Annotated in this window: 14 protein-coding genes; all 14 read right to left on the bottom strand. The window is 36.5% G+C overall.

Annotated elements, in window-relative coordinates; genetic code table 11:
* Positions 1–30 precede the first annotated feature (30 nt).
* A complete protein-coding gene (locus tag LNQ34_RS02225) occupies positions 31–438 on the bottom strand; it encodes a GNAT family N-acetyltransferase (protein WP_229998543.1) in 408 nt (135 codons plus the stop codon).
* A gap of 72 nt (positions 439–510) precedes the next feature.
* A complete protein-coding gene (locus tag LNQ34_RS02220) occupies positions 511–1,077 on the bottom strand; it encodes an anthranilate synthase component II (protein WP_229998542.1) in 567 nt (188 codons plus the stop codon).
* A gap of 82 nt (positions 1,078–1,159) precedes the next feature.
* Positions 1,160–1,609 (bottom strand): hypothetical protein, encoded by a 450-nt coding sequence (locus LNQ34_RS02215; RefSeq protein ID WP_202700802.1) that lies wholly within the window; start codon positions 1,607–1,609, stop codon positions 1,160–1,162.
* A gap of 148 nt (positions 1,610–1,757) precedes the next feature.
* The gene (locus tag LNQ34_RS02210) at positions 1,758–3,158 is read right to left on the bottom strand and encodes an anthranilate synthase component I family protein (RefSeq protein ID WP_202700801.1); all 1,401 of its coding nucleotides are present in this window, start codon (positions 3,156–3,158) and stop codon (positions 1,758–1,760) included.
* A gap of 301 nt (positions 3,159–3,459) precedes the next feature.
* Positions 3,460–4,740, bottom strand: a complete 1,281-nt coding sequence (locus LNQ34_RS02205; RefSeq protein WP_202700800.1) for a hypothetical protein — start codon at positions 4,738–4,740, stop codon at positions 3,460–3,462.
* A 207-nt stretch (positions 4,741–4,947) separates the two neighbouring features.
* Entirely contained in the window at positions 4,948–5,514 is a 567-nt protein-coding gene (locus LNQ34_RS02200; RefSeq protein WP_202700799.1) for a YceI family protein, read from the bottom strand.
* A gap of 30 nt (positions 5,515–5,544) precedes the next feature.
* Positions 5,545–6,177: an NAD(P)H-dependent oxidoreductase gene (locus LNQ34_RS02195; protein ID WP_202700798.1), complete on the bottom strand. Its 633-nt coding sequence runs from the start codon at positions 6,175–6,177 to the stop codon at positions 5,545–5,547.
* 4 nt (positions 6,178–6,181) lie between these two features.
* Entirely contained in the window at positions 6,182–6,643 is a 462-nt protein-coding gene (locus LNQ34_RS02190; protein WP_017495265.1) for a MarR family winged helix-turn-helix transcriptional regulator, read from the bottom strand.
* Positions 6,644–7,082: 439 nt separating this feature from the next.
* A complete protein-coding gene (locus tag LNQ34_RS02185; RefSeq protein WP_229998541.1) occupies positions 7,083–7,814 on the bottom strand; it encodes an MIP/aquaporin family protein in 732 nt (243 codons plus the stop codon).
* Between the two features lie 28 nt (positions 7,815–7,842).
* Positions 7,843–9,339: a glycerol kinase GlpK gene (gene glpK / locus LNQ34_RS02180; RefSeq protein WP_202703921.1), complete on the bottom strand. Its 1,497-nt coding sequence runs from the start codon at positions 9,337–9,339 to the stop codon at positions 7,843–7,845.
* A 230-nt stretch (positions 9,340–9,569) separates the two neighbouring features.
* A complete protein-coding gene (locus tag LNQ34_RS02175) occupies positions 9,570–11,147 on the bottom strand; it encodes a glycerol-3-phosphate dehydrogenase/oxidase (protein WP_229998540.1) in 1,578 nt (525 codons plus the stop codon).
* Positions 11,148–11,340: 193 nt separating this feature from the next.
* A complete protein-coding gene (locus LNQ34_RS02170) occupies positions 11,341–11,862 on the bottom strand; it encodes a GNAT family N-acetyltransferase (RefSeq protein ID WP_202703919.1) in 522 nt (173 codons plus the stop codon).
* A 74-nt stretch (positions 11,863–11,936) separates the two neighbouring features.
* Positions 11,937–12,413, bottom strand: coding sequence for a DUF6691 family protein (locus LNQ34_RS02165; protein WP_202703918.1), 477 nt, complete (start codon positions 12,411–12,413; stop codon positions 11,937–11,939).
* A gap of 10 nt (positions 12,414–12,423) precedes the next feature.
* Positions 12,424–12,987, bottom strand: coding sequence for a YeeE/YedE family protein (locus LNQ34_RS02160; RefSeq protein ID WP_229998539.1), 564 nt, complete (start codon positions 12,985–12,987; stop codon positions 12,424–12,426).
* Positions 12,988–12,989 lie beyond the last annotated feature (2 nt).

Here is a 12,989-nt window from a genome sequence, read left to right as displayed (position 1 = left end):
GGATACTGAGACTGAGACTGTAAATTTTTTCTAATGTTCATTCCCCTGATAAATCCACATGGGCTCTGTTTTTCCCGCGCGTTCAAATCCATTCTTTTTATAGAAGTCAACTGATTTTCCGTCAGCAGTCAGCATTTGCATATGAAAATGACGATATTTTTCGAGCATCTTATCCAAAATTAATTTTCCGATCCCTTTTCCCTGATATTCCGGAAGTATTAGTAAATGTGGATAATAAACGGTTAAATGCCCATCAGAAATAGCATTTCCTAGTCCTATTAATTTTTTTCCTTCCCAGGCTGTTATTAAAGTTTCAGAATTTAAAAGACCATTGTACAATTCATTTGGTTTGTGAGCAGAACTCCATTCGTTTGCTTTGTACAGTACTATTATTTCCTCAATATTAATATCTTTAGTTTCTTTGATTTGTATTTCCATCGTTATTCAGTGTCAGGTTTCAGATTTCAGGTTACAATAACTTGAAACCTAAAACTTGAAACTATTTTTTTACTAACTCTTAATCCAATTCTCTAAAATCCTTTTTCCTTTTGGTGTCAGAACACTTTCCGGATGAAATTGTACACCTCTTACATCAAAAGTTTTGTGTCTTAAAGACATGATTTGTCCGTTTTCATCAACTGAAGTGGCTTCAAGAACATCGGGCAAGTTGGCATCAACAACCCAGGAATGGTAGCGACCAACTTCGAATTCGTTACCCAAACCTTCGAACAAAATTTCGTCTGAAACTACTGTTTTTACATTTGTAGCGACACCATGATATACCTTGTCCAGGTTTGAAAGTGTTCCTCCGAAAACTTCTCCGATAGCCTGTTGTCCTAAACAAACGCCTAAAATACTTTTTGTTGGAGCATATTTCTGAATCACCGCTTTTAATAACCCTGCTTCATCCGGTATGCCGGGACCTGGTGAAAGTAGTATTTTTTCAAAAGATGCAATTTCATCAATATCAAACTCATCGTTTCTGTATACCGTAACTTCACAGTTTAAATCTTCCAGATAGTGTACTAAATTATAAGTGAAACTATCGTAATTGTCTATAACTAATATTTTTTTCATTTTTTTAAGGTTCTAAGTTGCTAAGATTCTCAGGTGCTAAGTTTACTGAGACTGAATACTGTGACTGGCAACTGATTTCTGTTTATTTCTCCCGAACGTACTTTTCAGTGATAATACGATCGATTCCTAATTTTTCTAATTTTTCGATTCCCTTTTGAATCAGAGTATCGTTTTTAATTTTTACAACAAACTCAAACTTATTGTTTTCCCATTGACGGTTATTGAAGTATTCCAGATTTTCGGTATAAATACTGTCTTTTAAAGTATATTTTCCACCTCCGCCAAAGAAAACCGCATTCGTTGAATCCTTACCGCTATTTAAATCATGATTAAAAAAAGCAAAATGGCTATCATTTATAATTTTAATCATTTTTGTTTTCGGATTGAAAGTTGAGAACGTAGAATCTTTTTCGGTGGTTTCAGCTGATATCAGACGCCAGGTTCCGCTTAAAGGAAGTGTGTTTGATTCTTTTTTAGCTTCACAGGAAGTAAATAATACAATGGCAATCAAAAATGGAATAATGTTCTTCATCGTTTTTTTAGGTTGGGTTTATGGTTGTTTTTTTAGTTTTGTTTCAAGCTTCAGGTTCTTTTTGTTTCAAGTTTCAAGTTTCAAGTTTTAAGTTTTAAGTTTTAAGTTTCACGTTGTTGTAACGCAGACAAACCTGAAACAAAATGACTTATATTTTCTCTGCCATCTCTAAGGCTGTATTCAAGGCTCTTAGTTTGTTGTAAACTTCCTGCATTTCACTTTCTTCATCAGAACTGGCAACAATTCCGGCACCAGCCTGGCAGTGTAATTGGTGGTTTTTACTCAGGAAAGTTCGAATCATAATAGCGTGATTGAAATTACCTTCAAAATCCATGAACCCAATGGCTCCTCCGTAGAAATTACGATTTGTTTTTTCATAATCTTCGATCAGTTGCATGGCTCTGTGTTTTGGAGCTCCACTTAAAGTTCCTGCCGGGAAAGTATCGGCTACCACCTGCATAGTGGTTGCTTTTTCATGTAAATAACCGGTTACTTTGGAAACCAAATGAATTACATGCGAGAAAAACTGAACTTCTCTGTATTTTTCAACATTTACATCATGTCCATTTCGGCTTAAATCATTTCTGGCCAAATCGACAAGCATCACGTGTTCACTGTTCTCCTTTTTATCTTCTGATAGTTGTTTGGCTAAAACAGCGTCCTGTTCGTCATTTCCGGTTCTTTTGAAAGTTCCGGCTATAGGATGAATTTCGGCTTTTCTGTTTTTTACAATTATTTGTGCCTCAGGTGAAGACCCAAATATTTTGAAATCACCATAATCGAAGAAGAATAAGTACGGAGAAGGATTTATACTTCGTAAAGCTCGATATACGTTGAATTCATCGCCTTTGAAACCTTGGGTAAAACGACGTGAAAGTACCAGTTGAAAAACATCTCCACGGAAGCAGTGTTTTTTGGCTAAAGCTACATTGTGTTTGAATTCGTCATCGGTTAAATTAGAGAAACCTTCGCCTTCCTTGCTGAATTTGTAAGATGCTATATTTCTCGATTGTAATAATTGTTCGATCTCCGAAATATTATTTCTTCCATCAACACTATGACAAAAAATGTACGCTTCGTTTTTAAAGTGATTGATGGCAATGATGTTTTGATAAACAGCATAAAATACATCAGGAATTGAGGTAGCTCTGTCTTTTTTGGCAATCGAAACTTTTTCAAAATAACGAACAGCATCGTAAGAAATGTATCCAAATAAACCATTATTGATAAATTTAAAATCATTTTTTTCTGATTGGAATTGGCTCGAAAATTCCTGAATAATTTCCGGAATATTCGTTGAACTGTCGATAGTGATTCGTTCTTTCGTTCCGTCAGGAAAAGTTTTTGAAATGATTTCGTTCTCAATTTTAATGGTTGCAATAGGGTTGCAGCAGATGTAAGAGAAACTATTATCATTTCCATGATAATCACTACTTTCCAATAGTAAGCTATTTGGGAATTTGTCTCTGATTTTAAAATAAACACTTACCGGTGTAATGGTGTCTGCCAGAATTTGTTTGTAGTGTGTGTTGAGTGTAAATGGTTTCAAAGTTTTTCGTTTTTTTATTTTTAATAGATTTTCTTATCAGAGTTCAGACCAAAAAAAAAAGGCTTGTCGTGATGACAAGCCTTTTATATTTATAGTTTTATAATACCATAGGAAGCTTTGTTCACGACGTTTCACGTAAATTCTTCCACCACCAAGTATTGTTCATTATTGTTTTCATATCTTATATTGATTTCACAAATATATAAATGTAATTTGAATTACAAGGTATAAAAAGTAAAAAAAAACTTCTTTAAATTTTAAAATTTGTTAAATTTTGTTCTTGTAAGGTTGTTTTAAGGTCTTAGTTGCCAATGGCTATGGTATTGTTTACGTTCATCCTAAAGTCCGGACTTCCTTTGATATTTGGTGTTGTAAACAATTCGCTGTTTTTGATTTTAGTAAAGTTAATGTCAAAAATGGGATTGTTGTAATAATTTTCAATTGCAGTATTTGCTCCGCCGGCTTCGCTTGTGATTCCACCATTACAGTTATTGACGATTAAGTTTTTGAAGGTAATTTTTCCTAAATTAACTTCGCCGTTTCCAATATTTCCTTCCAGTAGAACAAAAGGTGTAAATCCGGAAACAATACTGTTCGTAAAATTAAAAAAAGTGTTTTCTCTCACATAGACTGATTCTCTCACAAGTCCCTGATTATTTTCTTCCAGATTTATAAGTGTAATGTTACTGGCGTTTATTTTAGTTAATTTTTTGCTCATGTCTGTATTTCCGATTTTGTCATAAGAATCAACTTCGAAACATCTTGAGCCCGAAATATCCGATGAAAAGGGATGACGAATGGCAATACTGTTATTGATGTTGATTTGTGCACCCTGAGTAAAATCAAAATCATCATCGGTAGTTCGATAAGAAACCAGATTATTCAGGTTTAAATCTCCTCCGTAACATTCGAAAGAGTCATCATTAGAGTAACTGATCTGAATGTTGCTTAAAATTGTTTTTTTTCCTACTCCGGCAAGCGAAAGTCCATTAAGTTCTTTGGCAGCACTTAGTTTTCGTCCGGAATATTCAATTCGAATATATTTTAAAACTCCCGAGTTGTCTTCGGCATCCTGACCGCCATAGTGGTTTAGCATTGGTTCGAGATCAAAAGGTAAAGTATGTACTCCTCCAAGTGTATTGATTGGTGCTTTTCCCAAAATGATAATTCCACCCCAGTCTCCCGGTTTTCTTTGGGTCGTTTCTTTATTGGATGTAAAAACAATAGGGTCTGTTTCTAAACCTTCGGCTACAATTTTGGATCCGTTTGTAATTACCAAAGTTCCACATGTTTTATCGTCGCCTCTTATTACAGTTCCCGGTTCGATAGATAATACGGCATTGTTGGTAACGTAAACAACTCCAACTAACTGATACGTATTGCGTTTAAGGAGTTTGGTGTCTTTGTTAATAGTTCCTGCAATAATGTTTGTGGCTTCGCTATATTCGGTATTGGCAGGTTTAAAATTGGTCCAGTTGTTCATCCAGTTTGAGGTACCAATAATACCTTTAGGCTGTTGTTGTGCCTGTAGAAAAAAAGTACTAAGAACCGTGACAACTATAAGATGTATTTTTGCTTTCATAACTATGATTTTGATTTCCAGTTTTTGATTTTTAATAAGTTCAAAAGTAGAAGGCCAATGTTAATCAAAGTCCAGTATGGTATTACGAAAGCGTTAGGGGAGTATTAAGAATGTTATTTTTTTGGGAAAAATATAAAAATAAACCCCAATAGTGTTAAACTATTGGGGTTTTTCTTATAAAATAAGGAATTGCTGATTTTTATGCTATTAGAATTTTAAAGCTACAGTCAATTCAAATTCGTCATTGATAGTTTTGTCTCCTAAGTTTTGGAAGAAATTACCAGAGTTGTATTTGATATCGTATTTAGTTCTGTCTACTTTGAAAGCTGTTGTAGCAGTATTTCCTTTTACAGCGATATCAAAAGTTACAGGTTTAGTGATTCCTTTTATAGTTAAATCAGCAGTTACAGTGTATACATCAGTTGATTTTGCTCCGATAGTTTTGAAAACTAATTTTGCAGTTGGGAATTTGTCAGTTCCAAAGAAATCGTCAGCTTTTAAGTGGCCGTTTAATTTTCCTTGGTATTCTCCGGTGATATCAGTTGCTGTTAATGAAGTCATATCAACAGTGAAGCTACCACCTGTTAATTTTTTTCCTTTGAAAACTACTGCACCTTCTTTGAAGTTTACAGTTCCTGAGTGCTCTCCGGTTACTTTTTTACCTACCCATTTGATAGTACTTGCTTTTACATCGATTTTTTTAGTTTGTGCGTTTACTGAAAGTCCAGCTACTGCTACGAATAATGCTATTGCAATTGTCTTTAAATTTTTCATTTTGTTAAAATTGATTTTGATTAATAATAATTATATAGTGATAAATAAATCCTCGTTTGATTTTCTAACTTTTTTGTAGTGCTGAGTTTCGTCCTCATCATGTCTGTATCCTACAGTTGCGATAACAGAAGTGTTTAATCCTAATTTGTCAAAACCTAATATTTCATTAAATGCAGCAGCATTAAATCCTTCCATTGGAGTCGCATCGATTTTTAATTCAGAAGCAGCACTCAATAAAGTACCTAAAGCGATATAAGTTTGTTTTGCTGTCCAAATATTTTTTGCTTCAACTGAAAGATTTGAAATAGTACCTTTCATCATGTCACTGAATCCGCCTAAAGCGTCAGCAGGAACACCTCTTGTTTCACTGATGGTGTTGATGTAAGCATCTACAGAATCTGCTCCAAGATTTAAGTCGTTGGCGAAAATAAATATTTGAGAAGCATCTGTAATTTGCGTCTGTCCGTAAGCAGCAGCTTTTAATTTTTCTCTGATTTCCGGATTTTCAACAATAATAACTTTGTAGGGTTGTAATCCGTATGAAGAAGCACTTAATCTAACAGCTTCTTTTAAAGTGTTTAAATCTTGTGAAGATATTTTTTTGGTGGCATCAAATTTCTTTGTTGCATATCTCCAGTTTAGATTGTCTAATAATGTACTCATAATTTTAATTTTGTTGGGTTCTGTATTTTTCTAATAATTGGTTTAATAATTCTAATTCTTCTGGACTTATGTTCTTGGCAAACAAACGCTCGTGCTCGTCTACTTTCGGATCTAATTCTTTCAATACATCCAATCCCTTTTGGGTGATTAGAACTTCAATTTTACGTCGATTACCGGGACAAACATTTCTGGTAACGAAATCTTTCAATAATAATTTGTCTACTAATCGGGTCGTGTTGCTCGTTTTGGCCAGCATTCGCTCCTGTATCACACACATATTAGCAGGGTTTCCTTTTTGTCCTCTTAATATACGCAGTACATTGTATTGCTCTCCGGACAGATCATACGGTTTTATCAATTCGTTGAAATGATCCTGAATCACATTTTGCGTGTACATGATATTCAGAATAACTTTTCTCGCATTATCCATCTTAACTGTACTTTTTATAACCTCTTCAATTGTCATAGTCGTAAGTGTATAATTTGTATATACAAATGTATAACTTTTCATATTTGTATATACAAATGTATTGTTAATTTTTTGTTAATTAAAAATAACACTACTTTTAAACTTTATATACCCTATAGAACTATAGTAAAAATAGTATAAGTTTTTAATTTAATGCAAGATTGGGGAATTATTTAATGATTATTTAAAACGAACTAAGCTTTTTCAAAAATTTAAAACCTTGGCAAAACCTTATATAAAGAAGTAATTTAATGCTGAGCAGGGCGTGCCACCATCCCGATAAGAGGGCAAAGTTACGTTGTGCTTATACGCCCTCTTATCAGGATGCTGTCGGGCTATCCGCACTGCTTCGGCAGATAGCTTCTATCCCTCACGCGAGCTCATAATAGGAGAAACCCGCGAGCCCTAAATTTCAGAACTCTCCGTTTGTTAGGCATTAATTAATCGTCAAATATAATGCGGCAGCTAATCCCGAACCAATTATGGGTCCTACAATTGGAATCCAGGCATACGTCCAGTTACTGCTTCCTTTTATAGGTAAAATAGCATGCATGATCCTCGGGCCTAAATCTCTTGCGGGGTTTATGGCGTAACCTGTAGTTCCTCCTAACGACAGACCAATTGCCCATACGACTATTGCTACCGGAAGCGCTCCAATGGTTCCTAAACCAATTGTTGCATTCGCATCGGTTGCGATTTGCAAACTTGGTCCGGCAATATAAAAGACTGAAAATAGTAAGACAAAAGTCGCAATTACTTCACTGATTAAGTTGGAGAGATTGTTTTTGATTGCCGGTGAGGTAGAGAAACAGGCCAGTTTAACTCCTTCATCTTCGGTTGCTGCAAAATGATCTTTATGAGACAGCCACACTAAAAAAGCACCTGACATTGCTCCAATCATTTGAGCAAGGATGTAAGCAGGAACCAGATTCCAGGTAAATTTTCCAATCAGGGCCAAACCTAACGTAACAATAGGATTTAAATGAGCACCGCTAATGGGTCCCGCGATCGTAACGCCCACAAAAACGGCAAATGCCCAAGCTGATGTGATCACCATCCAACCCGAATTGTTTCCTTTGGTATCTTTAAGTAATACGTTTGCCACAACGCCATTTCCTAATAAAATCATAATCATTGTGCCTAAAATTTCTGCTATAAAAGGAGTCATTTTTTACGGTTTAGTTAGTAGTTAAAAATTATTCTTCAATCCAATGCGATGCGCGGCCAACAGCTCTGTCCCAGTTTTTCACCAGTAGCTTTACTTTAGCCTGATCCATTTTTGGAGAAAATACTTGGTCGATCGACCATTGTTCTTTCAGATCGTCTAAACTCGACCAATATCCCACGGCTAGTCCTGCCAGATACGCGGCTCCCAAAGCGGTAGTTTCTAATGTGGTAGGTCGGGTTACATTAGACCCAAATATGTCTGATTGAAATTGCATTAATAAATTGTTTGCTGCTGCACCACCGTCTACTCGTAGTTCTATTCCTTTGTATCCGGAATCTGCTTCCATAGCTTTGAGGAGATCGTTTACCTGATAAGCAATTCCTTCTAAAGTAGCTCTGGCAATATGTGCATTTGTCGTCCCTCTGGTGATTCCAACGATGGCGCCTCTTGCGTATTGATCCCAATGTGGTGCTCCTAAACCGGTCAAAGCAGGAACAAAATAAATACCGCCATTGTCAGGCACGCTTGCTGCGAGAGCTTCGATTTCATCTGATGAATTGATTATTTTTGCGCCGTCTCGTAACCATTGTACGGCTGCACCTCCAACAAAAACGCTGCCTTCTAACGCATACGTAGTTTTTCCGTTGATTTTCCATGCAATTGTAGTCAATAAGTTGTGCGCTGAAAAAATAGGTTTTTCACCGGTATTCATCAGCATAAAACAACCTGTTCCATAGGTGTTTTTAATCATTCCGGAATTGGTACACAGCTGACCAAAAAGGGCTGCCTGCTGATCTCCGGCAACCCCGCTAATCGGGATTTTTGTTGAGAATAGGGTAGTGCTCGTTTCTCCATATATCGCGCTGCTTTCTTTTACTTCAGGCAGCATGGCTCTCGGAATATCAAATAATGCCAGCAACTCGTCGTCCCAGTCCAAAGTATTTATATTGAATAATAAAGTTCTGCTGGCATTAGAAACGTCCGTCATAAACAATTTACTTCGGGTTAGTTTCCAAATCAACCAGGTATCTACAGTTCCAAAACAAAGTTTTCCCTGTTCTGCTTTTTCGCGTGCTCCGGGAACATTGTCCAATATCCATTTTACTTTGGTTCCGGAAAAATAAGCATCGAGAATTAATCCGGTTTTCTTCTGGATCATTTCTGTATGACCTTTTGCTTTTAGTTCGTCGCAGTATTTTGCCGTTCTGCGGTCTTGCCAGACAATAGCCTTGTAAACAGGTTCGCTTGTTTCGCGATCCCATACAATGGTAGTTTCCCGCTGGTTGGTAATTCCTATAGCAGCAATTTCGCGGCCCGTAATTCCAACTTTTGCTATTACTTCGGCAGCGACACTAACTTGCGAAGACCAGATTTCGTTAGGATCATGTTCGACCCATCCCGGTTTTGGAAAAATTTGTTTAAATGGCTTTTGAGAAATACTGACTATTTCTCCTTTGTGATTGAATACAATGGCTCTGGAAGAAGTAGTTCCCTGATCCAAAGCCAGAATTAATTTGTCCTGCATGATCGCATATTTTTAAGTTAGCCCGGTGGGTGAAATTGTTTTAACACATAGTAACATAGTCTTTGTAAACTTAAAAAAGGTATTTCACTAGTTAAAAAGCACATAATATACTATGTGAAAGAAAGGTGTTTCTGCTTTGCCTTCCTCTTTTGCATATTAATACCTATGTTACTATGTGTTAAAATTAAATGTAATTCAATTTCACTCAACAGGTTTAAGTTAATATAAATCTATTGAAATTCTTTTAGAAGAAAGCCTTTTGCAATTCCATGAAAGTTGGTTATTTCTCTAAGGATCCAGGTTTCATCATGACCGAGTTCCTTTGCCAGAAGGCGCGCTGTTTTTTCAGAAGAAGCTATGGCAGCTCTGGCATCTAAGAACAACAAGCGGACACGTCTTGCGAGAATGTCATCTACTGTTCTTGCCATTTCATATCGAATAGCCCAAACCACTTCGGCCATTATGAATTCGTGATCCGGATGTAATTTTTCTTTCAGTTCAGGTTCTCTTTGCAGCAATTCTACTATTTTAGGAAGGTCTGATCCATAGATATATAAATGATTTGTTCTGTCTGAATTTGTAGTGGCTTTATTTCCATGAATGGGAAGCTGTTCGGTAATACAAGCTTTTTTAGGCAATTTGCCTATTTTGATAGCCTTATCAATAATATCCTCAGAAATTTTTCTGTAAGTAGTCCATTTGCCTCCGGTAATTGTGATTAATCCGGTTTCTGAAACTATGATTTTATGGCTTCGGGAAACTTCTTTGGTGCTTTTGCCTTCTTCTTCCGGTGCAGCTAAAGGTCGTAAACCGGCAAAAACAGATAAAACATCGGCTCTTGTGGGTTTTTTAGCCAGAAAACGTTGAGCAGTTTCCAAAACAAATTCAATTTCACTCTCTAACGCAATGGGTTCGAGACTGTGTTTTCGAATTAAAGTATCAGTAGTTCCGACTACAATTCGATTGTGCCAGGGAACGGCAAACAAAACTCTTCCGTCACTTGTTTTAGGAATCATCAAAGCGTGTTCGCCCGGCAAAAAGGATTGATCAAATACAAGATGAATTCCCTGACTTGGCACAATGTATTTTTTGTATACCGTGTCGTTTAGTTTCATGATGGCATTTGTAAAAACACCCGTTGCATTGATAATAGCCGACCCTTTGATTTCGTACTTTTTGCCTGTTTCATGATTTATGGCTTCAACACCGATGATTTGGTCTTGATCGTTCTTTAGTAAATGAACAACTTTGACATAATTTAAAAGGCAGGCTCCTTTTTCAATGGCCGTTTGGGCAATGTTTATCGCCAGTCGGGAATCGTCAAATTGGCCATCATGATAAATTACGCCATTGGTTAGATTTCTTTCTGCTACAGCAGGAAGCATTTCAATTGTTTTTTTTCTGGAAAGGTATTTTGATCGCCCCAAACTTAAACGCCCTGCCAATAAATCATAAACAGTCAATCCGATGGTGTAGAATAAACCGGCAAAGAAGTTGTAATTAGGAATTATAAAAGATTGATTTTTTACTAAATGGCCGGCATTTTTAGCCAGTAATCCTCTTTCTTTCAGGGCTTCGATGACCAGATGGATATTTCCCTGCTCTAAATAGCGAACACCACCGTGAACTAATTTGGTACTTCGGCTGGAGGTTCCCTTTGCAAAATCGACTGCTTCAAGCAGAATGGTCTTATAACCCCGGCTTGCGGCATCTAGAGCAGTCCCCAAACCACTTGCTCCCCCGCCAATTATGATTACATCCCATTGTTCCGTATTTTCTAGTTTCGACAATTGTTCTGAGCGTTTCATAGGGCTGTGATTGGTTCGCTGTTTTTGTAAGATTAAATCTGGTATTGTAAACTTAATGAAAGTAAAAGGAAGATAATACTCTTAGTCGAAAAAAATGTCTTAAAAAACTATAGAACTTAATCACAGGCAAAATAAAACCCGACAGGTTTTAAAATCTGTCGGGTCCGTTTGTTTTATTTTGTGATTTTATTTTCTAAATCAATTTTTTTTCAAATGCTTTTCGTGCTCCTCCTCTGAAAAAAACTTCACCACAATAGGTATATTTCAGTCTGTCTAAAATTTTAAGCATTGGGATATTGTCAAAATTCGTGTCTACCTTTATACTGTATATGTTTTGTTTGAGGCATAAACTTTCTATCTTTTCAAACAGTTTGGTTGCAATACCTTTACCTTTTGCGAGTTTCGATACGGCAACACGATGAATAGCTCCATAATCACCGTCAGTGAGCCATTTACCTTGTATGATTTCGTAGGCTGGTTCTTTATCAAAAAGAATCGCCGCATAAGATAATATAGTGTCATTTTCTGTAAGCACATACCCATGATCGTTTTCAATATCGGTACGAATGGTTAGCTCATTAGGATAACCGTCCTGCCATTGTGTACTTCCGTCCAGTCTTCGCTGTTCAATAGCATCTTGCAGAATACTCCATATTTGTGGTATTTCAGAGGTATCCGCTTTTCTTAAAATTAAATTTTCTGTTGTGTGGCTCATCTGTTAGTTATTAGTAAACCCGACAGGTTTTTAAAATCTGTCGGGTTTGATGTGTATGATATTAAATAAGAATATTAATGAGGCAATTTGTCTTTAATAAAACCATAAACCCAGGTTCCTAAGATGGCACTTATCAGCGTTACAACAATAACAGTTGCACCGGTACCAATTTGGGCAAATAAAGGTCCCGGACAAGCGCCTGTAATGGCCCATCCAAAACCAAACAACAATCCGCCATAAATTTGCCCTTTGCTGAACGTTTTGGGCTGAATTTCGATTTTTTCGCCTTGCAGTGTTTTTATGTTGAACTTTTTAATAAGAAATACTGAGATTACTCCAACGGCAACAGCACTTCCAATTACACCGTACATATGAAATGATTCAAGATGAAACATTTCCTGGATACGGAACCAGCTTATGATTTCAGTTTTTACGAATAAGATTCCGAAAAAGATACCAACGATTAAATATTTAAGATTTCCAAAGACTGTTTCTTTTTTCTGGCTGGCATTGATTCCTTCGCCGTCGACTGTTTTGTTTTCTAAACTCATTTTTGAAATTTTAAAGTGAAAGAATATAAGGTAAGATCAAAAGTGTCATTACAAAACCTCCAATCATAAAACAGATTGTCGCTACCAATGATGGCCATTGTAAATTTGAAATTCCCATAATGGCATGTCCGCTGGTACATCCGCCGGCATAACGTGTTCCAAAACCTACCAGAAATCCGCCTGCCACAATCATGATAAAACCACGAAGCGTGAATAAACTTTCCCAGGAAAATAATTGTGCAGGAACTAAACCGTTGTAATCGGTAATTCCGTAGGCAGCTAATTTCGTTGATAATTCGGGACTAATTTCTATTGGATTTGGATTCGCCAGAAAATAAGCCGCAATGACTCCGCCCAGGAAAATTCCAAAAACGAAGAATAAATTCCAGCTTTCTTTTTTCCAGTCGTATTTAAAGAAAGAAATATTGGCAGGAATACAAGCCGCGCAAATGTGACGAAGAGAGGAACTGATTCCGAAAGATTTATTTCCAAGAATCAATAAAACAGGAACTGTTAATCCGATTAGCGGCCCGGAAACGTACCAAGGCCAAGGTTCTTTTAAGATTTCAAGCATTT

It is taken from the genome of Flavobacterium lipolyticum (genome assembly GCF_020905335.1).
GTDB lineage: Bacteria > Bacteroidota > Bacteroidia > Flavobacteriales > Flavobacteriaceae > Flavobacterium > Flavobacterium lipolyticum.
Note: the sequence above shows the minus strand (reverse complement) of the source record. Positions and strands in the feature narration are given on the sequence as shown.

Coding starts and splice junctions, on each gene's coding strand:
- LNQ34_RS02165 (WP_202703918.1), bottom strand. CDS start 12,413: ATGAGTTTAGAAAACAAAACAGTCGACGGCGAAGGAATCAATGCCAGC.
- LNQ34_RS02175 (WP_229998540.1), bottom strand. CDS start 11,147: ATGAAACGCTCAGAACAATTGTCGAAACTAGAAAATACGGAACAATGG.
- LNQ34_RS02225 (WP_229998543.1), bottom strand. CDS start 438: ATGGAAATACAAATCAAAGAAACTAAAGATATTAATATTGAGGAAATA.
- LNQ34_RS02200 (WP_202700799.1), bottom strand. CDS start 5,514: ATGAAAAATTTAAAGACAATTGCAATAGCATTATTCGTAGCAGTAGCT.
- LNQ34_RS02220 (WP_229998542.1), bottom strand. CDS start 1,077: ATGAAAAAAATATTAGTTATAGACAATTACGATAGTTTCACTTATAAT.
- LNQ34_RS02215 (WP_202700802.1), bottom strand. CDS start 1,609: ATGAAGAACATTATTCCATTTTTGATTGCCATTGTATTATTTACTTCC.
- LNQ34_RS02195 (WP_202700798.1), bottom strand. CDS start 6,177: ATGAGTACATTATTAGACAATCTAAACTGGAGATATGCAACAAAGAAA.
- LNQ34_RS02185 (WP_229998541.1), bottom strand. CDS start 7,814: ATGACTCCTTTTATAGCAGAAATTTTAGGCACAATGATTATGATTTTA.
- LNQ34_RS02205 (WP_202700800.1), bottom strand. CDS start 4,740: ATGAAAGCAAAAATACATCTTATAGTTGTCACGGTTCTTAGTACTTTT.
- LNQ34_RS02160 (WP_229998539.1), bottom strand. CDS start 12,987: ATGCTTGAAATCTTAAAAGAACCTTGGCCTTGGTACGTTTCCGGGCCG.
- LNQ34_RS02190 (WP_017495265.1), bottom strand. CDS start 6,643: ATGACAATTGAAGAGGTTATAAAAAGTACAGTTAAGATGGATAATGCG.
- LNQ34_RS02170 (WP_202703919.1), bottom strand. CDS start 11,862: ATGAGCCACACAACAGAAAATTTAATTTTAAGAAAAGCGGATACCTCT.
- glpK (WP_202703921.1), bottom strand. CDS start 9,339: ATGCAGGACAAATTAATTCTGGCTTTGGATCAGGGAACTACTTCTTCC.